At 41.8% G+C, this 18,242-nt stretch carries 12 protein-coding genes; 1 reads left to right on the top strand and 11 read right to left on the bottom strand.

The window, feature by feature from the left end; translation table 11 throughout:
* Positions 1-117: 117 nt before the first annotated feature.
* The 7 genes from ACT3QR_RS04045 to epmB form a co-directional block, all read right to left on the bottom strand.
* Positions 118-2,382 carry a transglutaminase family protein gene (locus ACT3QR_RS04045; protein WP_444520109.1) on the bottom strand — a complete coding sequence of 755 codons (2,265 nt, stop codon included), beginning with the start codon at positions 2,380-2,382 and terminating at the stop codon, positions 118-120.
* Positions 2,379-3,395 (bottom strand): hypothetical protein, encoded by a 1,017-nt coding sequence (locus ACT3QR_RS04050; RefSeq protein ID WP_444520110.1) that lies wholly within the window; start codon positions 3,393-3,395, stop codon positions 2,379-2,381. Before ACT3QR_RS04050 ends, ACT3QR_RS04045 begins: the two co-directional genes overlap by 4 nt.
* A gap of 247 nt (positions 3,396-3,642) precedes the next feature.
* Positions 3,643-4,662, bottom strand: a complete 1,020-nt coding sequence (locus ACT3QR_RS04055) for an AAA family ATPase (RefSeq protein WP_444520111.1) — start codon at positions 4,660-4,662, stop codon at positions 3,643-3,645.
* A gap of 49 nt (positions 4,663-4,711) precedes the next feature.
* The gene (locus ACT3QR_RS04060; protein WP_444520112.1) at positions 4,712-5,170 is read right to left on the bottom strand and encodes a c-type cytochrome; all 459 of its coding nucleotides are present in this window, start codon (positions 5,168-5,170) and stop codon (positions 4,712-4,714) included.
* 64 nt (positions 5,171-5,234) lie between these two features.
* Positions 5,235-7,322 carry an EAL domain-containing protein gene (locus tag ACT3QR_RS04065; RefSeq protein WP_444520113.1) on the bottom strand — a complete coding sequence of 696 codons (2,088 nt, stop codon included), beginning with the start codon at positions 7,320-7,322 and terminating at the stop codon, positions 5,235-5,237.
* A 308-nt stretch (positions 7,323-7,630) separates the two neighbouring features.
* Positions 7,631-9,388: a hypothetical protein gene (locus ACT3QR_RS04070; protein WP_444520114.1), complete on the bottom strand. Its 1,758-nt coding sequence runs from the start codon at positions 9,386-9,388 to the stop codon at positions 7,631-7,633.
* A gap of 374 nt (positions 9,389-9,762) precedes the next feature.
* Entirely contained in the window at positions 9,763-10,770 is a 1,008-nt protein-coding gene (gene epmB / locus ACT3QR_RS04075; protein ID WP_444520115.1) for an EF-P beta-lysylation protein EpmB, read from the bottom strand.
* Positions 10,771-10,930: 160 nt separating this feature from the next.
* On the opposite strand from epmB, the gene efp reads away from it, so the two are divergent.
* Positions 10,931-11,503: an elongation factor P gene (efp, locus tag ACT3QR_RS04080; RefSeq protein ID WP_444520116.1), complete on the top strand. Its 573-nt coding sequence runs from the start codon at positions 10,931-10,933 to the stop codon at positions 11,501-11,503.
* A gap of 170 nt (positions 11,504-11,673) precedes the next feature.
* Here efp and ACT3QR_RS04085 read toward each other — a convergent pair whose 3' ends face one another.
* From ACT3QR_RS04085 to gspD, 4 genes are all read right to left on the bottom strand, one after another.
* Positions 11,674-13,476 carry an ATP-binding protein gene (locus tag ACT3QR_RS04085; RefSeq protein WP_444520117.1) on the bottom strand — a complete coding sequence of 601 codons (1,803 nt, stop codon included), beginning with the start codon at positions 13,474-13,476 and terminating at the stop codon, positions 11,674-11,676.
* A 30-nt stretch (positions 13,477-13,506) separates the two neighbouring features.
* Positions 13,507-14,367 carry a tRNA threonylcarbamoyladenosine dehydratase gene (locus tag ACT3QR_RS04090; protein WP_444520118.1) on the bottom strand — a complete coding sequence of 287 codons (861 nt, stop codon included), beginning with the start codon at positions 14,365-14,367 and terminating at the stop codon, positions 13,507-13,509.
* A gap of 98 nt (positions 14,368-14,465) precedes the next feature.
* Positions 14,466-15,422, bottom strand: coding sequence for a TatD family hydrolase (locus ACT3QR_RS04095; protein WP_444520119.1), 957 nt, complete (start codon positions 15,420-15,422; stop codon positions 14,466-14,468).
* A gap of 514 nt (positions 15,423-15,936) precedes the next feature.
* Entirely contained in the window at positions 15,937-18,183 is a 2,247-nt protein-coding gene (gspD, locus tag ACT3QR_RS04100; RefSeq protein WP_444520120.1) for a type II secretion system secretin GspD, read from the bottom strand.
* Positions 18,184-18,242: the final 59 nt, after the last annotated feature.

The following is an 18,242-nucleotide window of genomic DNA, read 5'->3' on the forward strand; positions in this document are numbered from 1 at the left end:
AAAATCTACATATATCGCCATACAACCGCCTCTCTTACTTATTCACTGGTTCGCTTATCTAACTTGTCGTCAGTTCAAAACACCTTTGCAACTTAACAGCACTATCATTAAAAACCTCTATAACAATGCGCGCACATCTTTTTTAAGTTGTTTGAGTCGTTCTTGATATTCATTGTGACTGGTATCAAATGTACTCAGTCGTCCATAGCGTAACTGACGGTAGTTTTGTCTAATTTCAATAAGCTTTGTCTGAATAATGACTGGGTCACTACTATCTGTTAGCTGACTCGTAGCAGAGTTAACATTGTTATCCTGACGGCTATCAATGGCCAATGCCAAACGTTCCAACCAAGCCAGTTGCCCTTCATTATCCTTACGGGCTAATAACTTGTCATGTTTGGCAACACGTTTTGAGAGCTGAGCAAGAGGTAGGTCTGCTGGATGCCAGCGTTTGCGGCGGCGATACCAAATAACAAATACTAAGATAGCCATAACGGAAACTGCACTGGTGGCTAACCAAATGATTTGCTGCATGATTGAGCTGATATTGAACCATTTTAGTAGTGAGTCGGCCTGTTTGTCTTGGTCATAGCCGACCACGTCTTTTTGCCAGTAGTAGCTCGCTTGGTCTGATAGTCGTCGTAGCCTTTGTATCATTTGGTACTGCTGATAGTTGATTTGTGCACTAGCACCACTGCCGAACATGGCAGCCCCTTGCTGCTCGGTCATCGTATTCATGCCTTGCTCTACTCGCTCAGGCGCGACAAAGGCTGTCGGATCTACACGTACCCAGCCTTGACCTTCAAGCCAAACTTCAGTCCACGCATGCGCATCCATCTGACGCACTTCCCATACATTACCATTACGACTCGGCTCACCGCCTTGATAGCCCGCTACTACTCGTGCAGGAATACCAGCGGCGCGTAGCATAAAGGTAAAGCTTGACGAGTAATGCTCACAAAACCCTGCTTTGGTTTCAAATAAAAACTCGTCAATACGATTGGTATTAAGCCGTGGTGGCGACAACGTATAGCGAAACTCTGTTCGATTAATCCATTGCTCGATAGCAGCTATGTAGCGAACAGGATCTGAGCCTGACTGCTTAAATAACTGCTTAGCAAGCGCGCGTGCTTGAGGATTACCCTCATTAGGCAAAGCAAGATTTTCACGTCTTGATGCCTCGGTTAGAACCGGATCAATACGCATCTGTGCAAACTGCAACACATCATAGCGAAGCTGCTGTGTAACAGGTTGCTCCTTTAATAAGGTAAATTCAGAGGTAGTATTGATATCTGGCTGCTGAGAAAACGGATAATCAAGACCGAATAGCCAGTTCTGCTGTGTGGGTTCTAAGATAATTTTGTAATTAACAGGTGCTGCTCTTTCGTCATCAGGTACAGTCGCAAAGGCATTCTGAATCCATGCAGGGGCTTGTAATCTCGACGACCATTGATCCCTTTGAGGGGCTGGACGCCATGTGACACCATCGAAATCACTGAATACCAAGCCGCGCCAATACAATTGCTGTTGCGGCGGGCGATCATCAGCAAACTCTACACGAAAGGCCAGCTCAGTCGACTGTCCTAAATTGGCAAAATCACCGGGAGACATACTATCAGACACACCTGTAGTGGCTTGCTGTCCTGAGAGTTGTACCGACCACAGCGGTGGTAGTCTCGGAAAAAACAAAAATAGCACCACCAATAATGGCAATGCACCAACCCCCAATACGCCCAGTGTTCGCAGACGCCCATCACCGCTAGCATTACTATCATCATTAAGCGTAATAAATGCGAGCAATATAATCACTGCCCCAACGATCACTTCTAAAGTAGTCAGTAAACCTTGATCCATCAAAAATAGGGCCGCAAGCACGAACAATGATAGATTCAGCACTACATAGGCATCGCGGCGCTTATACAGCTCCCACAATTTACTAACTAGGCATAACACTAAAAACGCCACACCCATATCAAGCCCAAATGCCGTATTGTAGGTCAGCCACAGACCTAATAACCCCAACAAAAATCCCAGCATTTGCATACTTTGATAGATACGTTTTAGGTGCGACAGTTTTTTGAATTTAGCTTTGATATAAGGCAATTGAGCAGCGATACTGACAGCGGCAAATCCTATCAGCCATAATGGTAAATGTGCGGAATGCGGCAATACGACAACTACTTGAGCAATTAATACCCAGTAATAAGCTGGTAGTGCCAATAGTTTACGATACCATTTAACGTCATTTAGCTCAGGTTGAAGCGAGATTTTTTGACCTAAGGCCAACTGCTCAAAGCTGGCCGCTTGTGTAGCATCGGCTTCAGAATACTCTGTGGACAGTGTGTCAGCATCAGTAGAAGATAAGCGTTTAGAATTGGTCATGGTGCTTTCGCAAGCCTTAGCAAGCATGCTTGCGCAAAGGATTCTCCGTTACCCATCTCCGCAATAGCAGGATTATCACTAGGTAAACGCATTTTAAACGGCACGCCTAGCTGACCTAACGTCAATGCCCCATAAGCCAATTGTGCAAGTTTTTGTTCGTGATGTGCGGCTGGCATATCTGCATAATCAAGCATTTGCTCGTGACCGACCGGATCAGCGAAGTGCTTAGTCAGCATACCTTGTCCCCGTGCCACGTGCCCCCAAGAGACTCTAGCCAATGACTCACCCTCGACATAGTTATCTAACCGCTCAAAGTCGTCTTGCCCCTGTCTATACTGCCCGCCTGTGGGTAAATCCTCTAAGCTTGCGACTGCATGTTTCTCTTGCCAGTCAAAGGCCTCAGGCTTTGGATATACCCAAGCCGTACGCGCAAAGTAGACATAAGACCATGCACGCATGATACCTAAGGGATAAACTGTTTTTATTTTTAGCCGTGGCAGCTCAAGCTCACCACGAGTATTGGCCTGAACAGGCAACCGAATGATTTGCTCACCTTGCAACCGCGTGATAAGCACTGAATTTTGTGCGTTTATACCATTTTTGGTTTTCTGATTGGCTAACTGCTCAAATTCAAACAGCAACTGGCGTCTTGGTTGGCGGCTATCACTATTTAGTTGTAGTGTTACCCAAACAGGCAAACCTTCTTCTGTCATAGTGACTTCTAGCAAACGTACCTTTAAGCCCGATATATGGGCAAAAGTGACATGAAAACTAATTAGCCAAACACTGACTAGATAAAAGCATAAACCCAGCACCAAATTATTGCCATAATTGATACCTGCAACAAAGGTAATCACTAACAATACGGCGAATAACATTCCTTCACGACTAAAGAAAATATAAACGTTACGTAAATTAAGCGTAGCACTATCACTTTTAGGGGCGCGCGAGGCAAACCAACGGCTCAGTGCTAATTTTATTGGTGCGGTTAATGCCTTTGGCAACAAGCTCATGACTACCCTATTATTACCATCTGATTGACAATGTTGTCGGTGTTTGTATTTATATCTGACTGACAGACTCAGGAATAGAACGATATAGTTGATTCAGGACAATTTAAATATAAGAAAAGCGGGTAAAAATACCGTGGATAGTGCACTAAGTGGCGTTAATATTTTTTAAATTATATAGCTTTGACTATGTAAGAGACCATGATCAATTGATGTATTTGATCAATACAGGTAAACAATATATCAACTACTAAGCGACGACTGACACTTCTGCTAGGATACGTTGGGCAATAGTTTTGGTCGCTTGTCCACCAGTCACATGCGCAGGTACAAAGCGCTGGCCGAGACGATGATCGGTGACCGCAGCAAATACCGCTTGGATATCTTCAGGTGTCACTTCCATATATCCCGATACATAGGCATGCGCTTGGGCGGCGCGTTGCAGCGATAACACGCCGCGAGGTGATAAGCCATGATACTCTTGGCTTGCACGAGTTTTTGCAACCAACCTTTGCAAATAATCTAATACTGTATCTGCCACATAAACCTGCTTGACGGCTTGCTGAGCCAATAGTACAGCCTCAGTATCGAGCACTGTATCCAAACCTTTAAGTAGCTCGCGACGATCTTTACCTTTTAACAGCTCACGCTCTGCGGTAGGTGACGGGTAACCCAATGATAAGCATAATAAGAATCTATCTAGCTGCGACTCTGGCAGCGGATAGACACCTGCTTGCTGCAATGGGTTTTGAGTGGCAATGACAAAGAAAGGCTGCGGCAAAGGATATGTCTGACCATCTTGCGTGACTTGTCGCTCCTCCATCGCTTCAAGTAGCGCGCTTTGTGTTTTGGGACTGGAGCGGTTGATTTCATCAGCTAGTAATAATTGAGTAAATATGGGGCCCGGACGAAACTCGAATTGCTGTTTATTTTGGTCGTAGATGCTCATACCTAAAATATCAGCTGGTAACATATCACTGGTAAACTGTACTCGACTGAAACTCAAACCTAATAACTGTGCTAAACCCTGCGCCAGAGTCGTCTTACCCATACCAGGTAAGTCCTGCAATAACAAATGGCCGCCTGCTAAGATACAACTGAGTGCCAACCTAACGGCTTGCGGTTTATCCAATACAATTTGATTTAGTTGCGCTATTAGCTGTGCAATTTTCTGCTGATTGTATTTAATATCAGCTACATCAAGCTTAGTTTGGCTAAGTATTTTGGCTGTTGATGTATGTGACGGTATATCGTGAGCTGCATAGGTCATAGTAGGTTATTAACTCATTTTTTAGGTCGCAATGCTGATAATTTAGATATCAATTCACATCATCTATAACGGCAGGTGCAGCAGCCCGTAGTGTGGATAAATAAGCAATGATATCAGCACGCTCTTTAGCATCCGGTATCGGGTCAGACAACATTTTGGAGTCTGGCATGGCTTTTTGCGCATCTGCAATATATGGATCGAGTGTCTCTGCATCCCAGACCCAACCTGATGCTTCCAACCCTTTACTATAGGTATAATCTTTTAATTCAGCAGCCGGCGCACCATATATATTCATTAGTTGTGGGCCTTTTTTATTCAAACCCGCATTGCGTTGATGACATTGACCGCAAGCATCTTTATAGATTATCGATCCATTGTCAGCATCCCCTTCAGTATATAGAGGCAGGGTCACGGGATTACGGTGGTCAGGTGGTGTTTTCTCACAAGCTGCGAGCAATAGAACAGCAGCCAAAAGGCTGCTCATTTGATATTTACTGATAAGTGACATTGTTAGCAATCTTTGGTTGAAGAATATCATCGTCATAGTATAAACGATATGACGCACTGTTCTTTTAACTCGCTACCTTTATTGTACTACTGGGCTCTTCTAAGTAGTACCCTTGTAAATAGCGTGCACCCACACTCCAAGCGACTGACATCGTTGCTGCATCTTCAATATAAGGCATGAGCACGTCAACTTTGATCTCGTTAGTACGTATGATAAGAGACTTAACCGTTTCTAGATTTTCTGCTGAACCAATATCTTGAACATAGCTACGCGCTAAGCGTACCATATTAGGTTGGACAAAATTAGCAATTTCAATAGATTTGACGGAAGATCCAAAATTATTAATACCAATTTGACAGCTGACATCATTGAGTGCAGAAAATTGAGATTTCGCGATGGTCAAGTGATCAGAGATATCTATTTCATTGAACTGTAGCGTTAATACACCAGCTGCGCCGCCTACTGCTTTTATCAGCTGACTTGCCACTAGCGGCAATTTTTTATCGACCAATGAAGCACTGGTTAACTGTACTAATAATTTGGCTTCAGGATATGATTTACGGACATCATTGACTTTTTTACAGGCATTGATAAGTACCCATCGATCTATCTTTTCTAGTAACTGATGCTTCTTAGCCACTGCCATGAACTGATCAGGGGTTAGTACCGTATTGTCAGCATCGGACAATGGTAGTCGTAGATATACTTCAAAAAAGTCGCTACGATCGTTGTTGATATCGTATATTGATTGAAATGATAGCTCAAAGCGATTATTAGTAATGGCGTCAACCAACGATTCAGCAAGGGCATGATCATCACTATTGGCATGTTCGCTTGGATCATATATGTGGTAAGAGCCACCGCTATTAGAAGTCTCTACCATGATTTGACTCATAGCGTCCATAGCACGTTCTAATATGATAGTGGGCTCTGCGGTGTTCTTTTCAATTCTGACAACGGCAGTACTAACCGTTGTATTTGTGGTGCGTTTATCAACTTCAATAAACATATTCTTGATAGTTGAGCCGATACGCGCAGTAATCTCTTCAAGCTCGCTTGTTGTCTTATTTTTCACTAATATTGTAAATGCGGTATCACTAAAACGGCTAACATGACCATCAGATACTAGCTCATCTAACATATAGGCAACTTGTTTAACTGTAGCGTCTATTCCTTGTAGACCTAAGCTACTTCTTATTTTACCTACATTATCAAGCTGCACATATAGCAGCGCCGCCGTCGCCAATCCTTGTACTGCCTGCTGATGTATTATTATCATCTGCTCTTCAAAGCCGCGACGATTATCGAGACCTGTCAAATTGTCTTTGCGCTCAGCTGCAGCTAAGCGCTTAGCAACCTCTACACTATTACTATTATTTTGTTGAATAATAATTTGAGTGACGGGCTCACCTTCTAGTGTTGCCGATGCCAATTGTAACTTCGCTTCAAACGTGCTGCCGTCTGTCCGCATACTTTCAAAGTTGAACTCAACGTCTTGACGACTGCCTTTATCAAATTGACGTAAGAAGTGTTTAAATCCTTTGACACTATCCACACCTGAAATCAGGTCAATAATAGGGATGCCTATCACTTCGTTCATCGATTTAAAGCCGAATAGCTGAAGGTAAGGATCATTGGCAAAGATATGAACCCCCTCATCGATATAAGCGACCGCGCTCTTAGAATTCTTAATCAACACGTTAGCACGTTGCTCTGCTTCAGAAAGCACTTGGCGTAAAGTTTTTAGCTCACGGCGACTGCGCAAACTACTATGCTGTAAACAAATGGCCATCACGACTGGCACTTCTTGGTCCACTTTAATCGCTTTGACCATGGTGCCACTAATAATAGTAGGTAGTTTTTCCTCATTATAACCAGTCGATGCTACCTCGTCGCTCATCAAACAGATCATCGGTAAATCGATATTTTGCTCTTGAACAATGCTTACCACATCTGTAAAGCTCATATCATAAGCCTTACCGAATACTAAAACGTCCCACGATTGACGCAAAAGTTTCAACAGCTCTTCTTTATCGTCTAAAAAACCCAAATTCACATTGTCATAATAAGGACTCAATAATTGCACAAGACGTTCAGCGTAAAGCTGATCATCATTAATCACCAATAAATTCAAAAGAGATTGAGAGCGCATAGGGAGCCTTTTAGTCGTATTTTTATCTTGGTACCTTACACCTTTCATTCAAACTAGCCTAACATGAAAAAAGCACTAGAATGAATCTCAGAAAGTCTTATCGTATTGACTGAGTTTTGGCTTAGGTTATTTTTTATTGCTAGGGCTAGCATAGAAGTCAGAGTAACAATATTCGTCATTATAGACAATAATTCAGTCCGCTGCAGATTAACTTATGCTCGTTATTCTTCATCATATTTTCGTTAAGGACCTGCATAGCTTCGCTGCTACCAACCTGTCCATCTACGTTTTGGAAACAAAGATGAGACCTATAGTTGTGCTACCTCATATTGGCTAAACTCATCAGTCATTATCAGCCTACGTCCTAACCGCAAGGAAGTTTGTTTGTTGCCGATACGCATAACGACTCTATCGTCTACTTGAAAGTAAGAAGGTGGAACGATTAGCGTACCCGTTGTTTTCAGTTTTTCGTCTTTTCCAAGGATAAATGCTGGTACAAAATGGCGACTTCGCTTCTGACTGCCTTCTAAACGTAATCCACACGCTACGATTTTATGCCCGAGCACCTGCCATTCTACCTCTGGATTTTTATTATCAACATTAAGCCAGCGCACCACTCCTATCGACCAATTAGGTTGTTGTGTCCGGTCAGATCGAGAGACCAAAATCAGACCCATTATATGTAAGGGCTGCGGTGCTGTTGTAGAAACGTCAGGGTTAATTTCCTCTACGCTGTCCTCTTCTTTATTTAGAATATTTTTGTCGGTGACATTCTTCTTGAGCCCGCTATCTTTTGGTAACAAGTACAATGTGCGATATGCTAGAAAGCTATCTTTGTCATCAAATACCTTAATATTTATTGCGCTACTGCGACCACGATCATTATCAAATGTTTCGTATAAAGGCCTGTCTTCTTCTCGTAGGTATTTAACGTCGATTAAATTAGCAAAGGTTTTCGAATGACTTACGTAGTAATGTATATTGTTAAAGTTAGTGATTAACTTTTCCGGCTTTTCGCTACTATATTGGGTTGGCAGTGTAAGTGGCTGCTGCAAGTAGCGGTAGCTTATTGTCATTGAAATAGTATTGAGCAAACTATACTCTATTGTGTTGCCTTCCTTAAACAAAACTTTTTTCCGTGAGTCAAATTGCCGAACCATCGGCGTTAATTCTATAAATAGACAATCATGACGATCTTCATATGGATTGATATAAGAGTTGACAGTTAAATAGCTTGGTGGATGACTACTATGAAGATCAACAAAGACCTTTGTATCGGTGGTGGGCTCCATTGTCGCAACCACATGTCTAGCCCATTCAGGCAATAAACGCTGTACGAGTAAGATGTTCGGGCGTCTCATAGCACGCAAATTTAACAAATCATGCAAACAGATTTGGCAATATAGCTGATGAATACTATTCGTTTGATGGGTGACGGTATGTAAGCTCAATTCAATATCAGCCACCTTTCTCTCATAGGCCAGATAATATAATTGATTGACTCTAGACCACAGGTAATCGGATGGCTTTCGATAGCACAGTGTCTCTTCTGCTAATAGTTTTTGGTATCTTAATAATGATTGATAAATCGCAATAGCAAGCGTGCTATCAAGTTTAGTCTCAGCGCCAAAAAAACGTTGCCATCTTTTCCCAGAAGAGTGATTTGAAGGGTCTTCTGACAACTGAGTCTCAAAACGTATGACCTTGTCGTAGACCATGATAATCAAATAATGTAGTGATTGTATTTGTGCAACACATAACATTTGAGTCTGATCAAGGGCGCCTGTCTCATATATATAATGTTGCCTCAAAGTCGCTATCAATCGATCTGAGGCATCAACGACTGCTGTCATTAATTCTAGGCGTTGCTGATTATCTATATTTGCTTCATGTAATACTCTCAGCACGCTTTCTAAATGTTCTATTTGTTGCTCTTGGGTTTGCGTCGGTAGCGTTGGCAACGTTTTTAGCAAGTAGCGCTCTTGACCATTTACTGAACGATTAGATAACGGAGATAATGGTTCTGTAGAATTTAAAATTTCTCGGAACATTGATAAAGTGATCATCAGTATCTTTACTCACTATTGGTCGTTTTGAGGCACTCAGTAATATGCAGTCGTACAAATACATGTATGGCATAAAAAATGTTTGTTAAGCCCGACTATAGAAGAGTAATGATATCTATTGATTGCGAGTCTGAATCTAGCAATACAGTACTATCCAACGATATCTAAATACTATTATTAGAATTCCATCTCTAACGCCGCATACTCTTTCATTGATTTGCGTGCCAACGGTTATATTCTGTTACAATCATATATCTATTTGTACTCATAAAAAAGCATAAATTCTAGATTTTAGTTTTTTAAAATATTACTTACTCTTTTTTAAAACTCACTCTTTGTTTACTAGTTTCCTTAAAATGACATAGTGCCCTACATTAGCTATTACTGTAAATATCAATCGGTACTTTAAAGGGTTTATTCGGCAACTCCCTGACCAGCTTAGGGACGAGATAGCCTGGCAATGATGCTAGTAAAGCCCAATACAGCTCAAGCGCTGCTTGCTCACTACTATCGAAATGCGCCGCGCCAGCCACTTTGTCTAGTACATGTAAATAGTATGGTAGCACGCCAGAAGTAAACAACCGCTGACTAAGCGCCATTTGCGTATCCAGAGTATCGTTGACACCTCTTAGCAAGACAGCTTGGTTTAATAGAGTAATCCCAGCCGCTCGAGTACGTTGCAAATGTTCAGCGGTCAGTGCATCGATCTCATTAGCATGATTACAATGAATAACCATAACGATATGACAGCGACTTTGAGCCAGCCTTTCTAGCAATGCAGCGTCTAAACGTGCGGGTATCACCAATGGCAGACGCGTATGCAGCCGAATAGTAGTAATCTGCGGAAGAGACTCCAAAGTATCTAGCCACGTAAATAAACGCCGGTTGGTCACATTTAATGGATCACCACCGCTTAATATCACCTCATTGACCTCAGGATGTGCACCAATATAATTAATAATATTTTCTTTTGCATCGGCAGTAGGCATATTGGCACTATAATCAAAATGCTGGCGAAAACAATAACGGCAGTGAATAGCGCATGCACCCGTAATGGTTAACAACACTCTCGATTGATATTTATGAAGCAAGCCTTTCACGGGGTTTTGTGTATTTTCGCTTAGTGGATCTGCCACATAGCCTGTAACGTTGATTTGCTCTTGCTGATCTGGTAACACTTGTTTAAGCAGAGGATCATTTCGGTCGCCAATAACCATTTTTCCTAAAAAGCCACGCGGTACACGCAGTTCAAAGTGTTTAGGCACGTAAACTTCTGTACGCATTGATTCAAGCTGTAAGATGCTTAATAGCTCATCAACAGACGTAATAGCTTCCGATAATTGCGTTTGCCAGTTTTTTTGTGTGATTAAATGGTTTATCATGACAGCCTACTACCTGTGCCCAAAATCCGATATTATACGCCCTTAGTGTCTAGCCTATCAAAGTATCCTCGTTAATCCGTAAATACTTGGCATAACAGAAAATTTTGGTACAGTCAGCCCTATGTCTTACTATTATATTTACAACCCCTAGGAGTTTTTTGTGGCAAATTTTTCTACTAATGAATTTAAAGCTGGCCTAAAAGTGATGCTTGATGGCAACCCTTGTGCCATTCTTGAAAACGAGTTTGTCAAACCTGGTAAAGGCCAAGCCTTTAACCGCGTCAAACTGCGCAATCTTCGTAGTGGTAAAGTATTGGAGCAAACTTTCAAGTCAGGTGACAGCCTAGAAGCCGCTGACGTGCTAGATACTGAAATGAACTATCTATACAACGATGGCGAGTTTTGGCATTTTATGCATCCTGAAAGTTTTGAGCAGATTCAAGCTGACAAGACAGCATTGGGTGATTCCGTACAGTGGCTAAAAGAAAACAGCAATGCTCTATGTACCATCACTCTATTCAATGGTAGCCCATTGTCAGTAACGCCGCCTAATTTTGTTGAGTTGCAAATTACAGAAACAGATCCTGGCGTACGCGGCGATACTTCAGGCGGTGGTGGCAAACCTGCTAAATTGGAGACAGGTGCGGTCGTACGTGTACCACTATTTGTACAACAAGGTGAAGTGGTGCGTGTCGATACACGTACTGGTGATTACCAAACTCGCGTAAACTAATATCACTCCAAACATGACTGATAGTTGATATTTACGAATGTCTCTATCATTAATAAAAAAGCTTAACCACTATATCAGCGGTTAAGCTTTTTTTATATTTATCCATCATGATGATATCGGTTACATCAAGATGCTAGTTACTGTTGCTAATACTAATATTAGTAAGTAAGTCACTCTTCTTCCAGTGATTGCTTCTGTATTAGCCAATATTGTACCAAGGCATTTAATTGTTCTTGCTTAAAAGGTTTGGTGCAATAGTCCTGCATACCTACTTTTAGATATTTCTCACGCTCACCATCCATTGCATTAGCAGTCAGAGCAATGATGGGCGGCAATAGTTGAGGGTCATATAATTCATGCAGTTTAATGGTTGCCTGTACACCATCTAAAATCGGCATATGGTGATCCATTAATATCACGTCATAGCGTTCAGGAAATAAAGCAAAGGCCTCAATTGCTTGCTGACCATCAGTGACATGAGTGACCATATGGCCACTATTGGTTAGTGCTTTTTTGGCAATAATTGCATTGACGGTATCGTCCTCAACCAACAATATATGTCCAGATCGTTCATGGGTAGGCTCAATCATGGTCGTATCGTTAGCATCTTGCCATGTCTCATACTTATCTTCATCTATAGTGGTTAACGGCAATAAGACACTGAATGTGGTGCCAACGCCTACTTCACTATTTACATGAATGTAACCACCCATCAAATCGACCAAAGACTTACAAACCGACAGTCCAAGTCCAGTACCACCATAAATACGATGGGTAAATTTATTTGCTTGGTCATAAGCATCAAATATCGCCTCTAACGATTCTGATTTGATACCAACACCTGTATCTTTAACTTCTATACAAAGCGTCATATTTTGACCAGTCTCATCGTTTATCGCTTCATTTACATTGTTCTCTTGCCGCGATATAGCAACATTCTCGTCGCTACTATTTGGACAATGGCAGTTATTCATATGTTTGACATCGATACTGACTCGACCACCTTCACGAGTAAATTTAATCGCATTATTGACCAGATTTGCAATGATTTGTTTTAAACGTACAGGATCGCCTTTAACATAGGGAGACAGTTTTTCAGTATAATTATAATCTAGGGCTACGCCTCTTTGGCGTGCCTTAATTGCAAATAAACTGATAACCTCATTGCACAAACTAGATAAATTCAATGGAATAGAATCAATCGTCATTTTTCCAGACTCGACTTTCGATAAGTCCAGAATACCATTAATAATGACCATCAAATGCTCGTTAGAAACCTTGATATTATCAACGTACTCTCGTTGTTCTTCACTAAGTTCGGTTTCGCCTAGCATTTCTACCATACCGATAATACCATTCATCGGTGTGCGGATCTCATGGCTCATATTGGCTAAAAAGCTCGATTTCATTTCGTTAGCATGCTTAGCGTCACGTTGCTTATCTTGTAGCTGCAAGGCATCAGCCGCCATTTTTGCAAATTCCGCCAAAATCGCTGATTGTTGCTCATTAAAACTATGGTTAGGCTTTGTATCCATCAGACATAAAGTACCTAGTCGATAACTTTTGTTATCCTCATACAAAATGATAGGCGCACCAACATAGAATCGTAAATACGGAAAGTCTGTGACCATAGGGTTTTGGCTAAAACGATCGTCGTTCCATGTATCTGGCACTACAAAAATATCATCTGACAAGATTGTATAATTACAAAATGCAATATCACGCGGTGTCTTACTGACACTCTCAGGTTCACTATCAAATTTACAGGCTGGCTTTAAGTATTGCGTTTCCTCATCCATAAAAGTGATCGTAACTACGGGTACATCAAAGAACAATTTTGCAAGTTCAACTAGCCGATCAAATGCGGGTTCATCATCTTCATTCAGTACTTGATATTTTTTTAGCTTGTTGATGCGCTCTAATTCATCTACCGCTACAGGGTAGCTTTGCTTTGGTAAGTTAGATATAGACAAGGTAAACTCCATTAAATAACAGCAGGCGTATTAATTACGATTCGTCTGCTTTATTAATAATTGTAATGCTTCACTCACCATAATCATCGCTACCACTGATGTAACGACCACTGCTGAGCCATAACCACCGCACTGCAAACCACCTGCCTGACAGCTCTTGTCTACAATTGGCGGTTCTGTCGAATAGACGCATTTGATACCAAACTTTTCTTTCAAAGCACTATTAATGCCCTTCTCATGGCGTAGTTTATTGCGTAACTTAGCAAGTAGCGGATCTTGGTAACAATCACGCAAATCACTCACTCTAATCTGACTTGGGTCTATCTTACCACCTGCGCCACCTGCGCAGACCAACTTTAGTTTATTAAATCGACAATGTAAGGCAATTGCTAGTTTAGCACTCATGTCATCTACACAGTCTAAAATCACAATCGGTTTACCATCAGCAATTGCAGATTTGGCTACATCACGACTTGGCAGTAATGTTGAAACATTCTCTGCCGTTAAAAAGTCATCAACTAAGTTCAATTTCACTGCAGGATTGATCTCTTTGATACGGGTTGCCATCGCTTCAATTTTGCTTTGACCAAATGTGCTGTCCAATGCGGGCAGTTGGCGATTGACATTAGAAGCAACTAACACATCCAAATCAATCAGCGTAATCGTTCCCACTGCTGTCCGAGCCAGCGCCTCGGCTGCCCAAGAGCCAACCCCTCCCACACCTATAATGTAGACGTGAGCTGCCGAAAAAGTATCAACCGCTGATGTGCCATATAGTGTCCGTGTTCCTTGGAAACGACGATCGTATTGCTCATCTTGTTGGTGCGATCCGTCTCGTGCAATGCTGTCTTCAACGGATTCTAACGGTTCACATTGTTGGGTATCACTCATAACAGATCAAATTCTCTTTTTGAATATCTTGGTTGCTATTTCTTCGGCTCGTACTTTCTTGCTTCTAATTGCAGTTGTGCTTTTACTACATAATATGATTATACTGGATAAGCCCAATTTACTTTCAGAGCATTACAGCTATTTTGCCATAATTGCTTAGCAAGTTTATCATGTGGTATCTCTAATAGCTTACTCAAGCTTGCTAATACCCAAGGCAGGTTGGCTGGTACATTTCTATTATGTGCATGGGTATCATCCGATGTCTGACACATAATAGGTGTCATATCTGGACAGTCCGTTTCAATGACCAAGCATTCTATGCCATAACTATTAACCGCTACTTGAATAGCACGGCGTAGCTTTTTAGCATTCGGATTGGTAATTTGACCAGTAACACCAAGCTTAAACCCTAACTTTACGAAAGCCTTGGCTTCTTGTTCACCACCGCTGAAGCTGTGAGCAATGCCACCCAGTTCATGTGCGTCATATTCATGCGCTTTCAAGATCGCGAGCGCTTCAGCATGCGCTTTACGAATGTGTAGCATCACTGGCAGATCACTATCCACTGCCATATCCAATTGTGCCTTAAAGAACCTCTCCTGTTTGGCAAATACATCAGGCTGTTTCATTGTATCAGTAAAAGTATCTAATCCAATTTCACCGATGGCTAGCGGACGACGCTCAACTACCCTCTGCTCAAGTTGTTTTAAATGTTCTTCAGTATGCTGTTCAATATAAAAAGGATGTAAGCCTAATGCGATATGCGTTTTAATACATTGTTGATCTTGATTATTTGCCTCTATCGCAGACGATTGCGACATCTTATTAATAAAATCTTGAGTACCATACATTCGATCAAAATACTGATGTAAATAACCTACTAGCACTAAGTGGCGGATACCTTGACTATAGGCTTGCTCTACCTGCTGTCTTCGGTCCTTATCAAATACTGGAGCATCAAAGTGCGTATGCGTATCAATTAGAGGATAAGCATTTTTTAAAATTTCTCTAACGACTTTTTTTTCAGCAATCGTTGCTGACTCGATGCCACACATTGATAGACTCCAAAAACGTCTCTTTAAAACATAGAACTAAGTAATAAATGCTAAATAACTGTTCCCATACAAGCATGGTTATATAAAAATATTGTCATTACCCTATTATTAAACTTTTATTTTTTGATTACTAGCTTTTACTTACTAAGCTCATCCCTACAATCAGCTTCAACGCTATGGCTCTTGGACACAGCATCATAGTTATCAGCTATTTCTGTATTAGCCTTTCGACTACTACGTCTAGGAATAAGTAGTAGCGCAGTAGCAGCTACACTCAATACAAGCCATTTTTTTGTGTTTTTATTATCTGTCATTTTAGCGTCTGATATAAGGTAGTGGAAAACATAATGCGTAACTTAGTATATTAGTAACTAATATACTTAGATATAAGAGTGACTATGTTTATCTGTGTTATGAGTACGCAAGCTAATGTACGATGTAATTATCTTTTATCACATCGTACATTAATTAATCGCATTGAGTCATATTAACCGTTATATATATGGCTAGAGTTTTAACGATTGAGAGGGTAAGTTGTGATACCGCTATTAGGGCTATCTACTCTCGTAAAACCTTGCGTAGTAGATTTTGGCGCTTGATCGCGTTTAGGAACTAGGGGGTTAAGCGGCATTAGCTCGTAATCTGCACTGACATCTCCATTCCAACCCTCAGTTCCGCTCAAAGGTAATTGCTTGATCGTACCATTTTTGTCGATGACCAGCTGCAATACTCGCATCTGATTGAATTTGCGTTCAGTCACGCTCGCTACTGCACCACCATCACGTAAGATAGTCGGCTGTAAAAAGATAATCAAATTGCTCTTTTGGGTGCTGTCGTTATCAGAACGAAAAAGTCTGCCGATAACTGGAACGTTCCCGAGCCCAGGGACTTTTTGTTGGCCTGTGGTCGTGTTATCACGCATCAATCCACCTAAAGCTATTGTCTGCTGATCATCAGCTAGGATGGTCGTATTAATAAGGCTTTTATTGGTAATCAATCCACTAGAGTTACCCGTACTGCCTGGTACGACTGACGAGACTTCTTGCGATACCTCTAAACGTACTGTGCCATTGTCACCAATATGAGGAATAACATTCAGATTAATACCAATATCTTGACGATCAATGGTCTGAAATGGGTTGTTTGAGTTGTTACCACTGGTGGTAAAAGAACCTGTAACAAAGGGTACGTTTTGACCAACTAAAATACTGGCTTTTTCATTATCCAATGTCAAAATTGATGGCATGGACAGTAGATTAGCACTGGTAGATGTGTCAAGCGCCTGTAAGATAGCACCATAAAACTCTGTATTACCCTGACTGTCTTTGCGACTGTCTCCAATACCTATCAATGCACCTGCAATAGAATTAGCGGCAGCGCTAATTCCTGCCGTACTAGACCCTGCTAGCGCAGCAGCTGCAAGTGTCGTCGCACTCGCCCCTACATTGTTAAAGTTAACAACGCCATAGCCACTATTAGCATTACCTAGCGCCCATTGAACGCCTAGCTGAGTTGCATCATCGCCTGACACTTCAACAATAGCGGCTTGAATCAATACTTGTGCGCGGCGACTGTCCAATTGGTTGACTGCATCTTCAATCTCAAACATTAGCTCAGGCGATGCATTAACGATAACGGCGTTTTGAGTCTCGTCAGCGATAATACTGAACGGACGACCGTCTTTCCCTGTACTTGTTCCATTTGTGCTGCTAGTCGATACGGAGGCCGCACTGCCACTACCAATGCTATTGCTGGCTGTGTTATTAATTGCAGTGCCTGTGCTACTTGCGTCATTTAGCGAAGCTGACTCTAGTGTTGAGGTTGCGCCTGCACTATTGATAGATTGATTCGCAAGTAAACCGCGTAACATATCAGCGATATGGCCGGCACTAGCATACTTTAAGCGAAAAACACGTAGACCACTTAGACGTCTGGTAGGTGTGGTATCCAATTGATTGACCATTTCTTGGACTTTAGCAATCATTTCAGGACTGCCTTTGACCAGCAGCCTATCACTCGACGTATCGGCAATCACTTTTAGTTGATTGTTACCACCTTGTGCTTGTCCATTGCCCGCACTTGCTACTAAGGCGCTAATTAACTCCATCATACGTTCCGCATCAACATGGCGTAGCGGTATCACTTGCAAACTGTCATTTATATTACTGTCTAAATCACGGATAAGTGCTGTCAACTGATTAAGGCTATCTGCTCGATCGGACAAAACCAGCGCATTAACACCAGGTACAGCGGCTGCATGAGCCGACTGCGGCATCAATGGACGAATAACCCCCAACACTTCTGCAGCTTGGGTATTGGTCAAATAAGTAACCCGAGTGGCGAGTGACTCACCAACACTATCACCGCGTAAATCAACAGCCACACCCGATTGTTTAGCAATATTATCTGGCACCAGTTTTGTCGTCGTTCCCGATTCAATCGCAGCAATACCATTCACCTGCATCACGCTCAAAAATAACTGATAAATCTCATCGCGGGATAATGCTTTGTTGGAGATGACGGTGACATTGCCATTGATACGTGGGTCAAGAACAAAGTTTTGTTCCGTAATGGTTGCAACTTCATTGATAAAGGCTTTTATATCAGCGTCTTGTAGGTTGACTTTCCAGCTCTCAGCATTGGCAAGACCAACACCAGCAGCCCATAATGGTACTGCTAGACAAAGTGGGCGACACAAGCGCATCAGACGCTGCAGGCTACGGTGTAAAGGCTTAACTGAAAAATTATAAAAACTTACCATATTGATGATTACCTACAGTGATATTGCTTACTATGTGCTGAGTTTTTAAGGAGTAATTT

The organism is Psychrobacter sp. AOP7-B1-25 (assembly GCF_052376195.1).
GTDB lineage: Bacteria > Pseudomonadota > Gammaproteobacteria > Pseudomonadales > Moraxellaceae > Psychrobacter.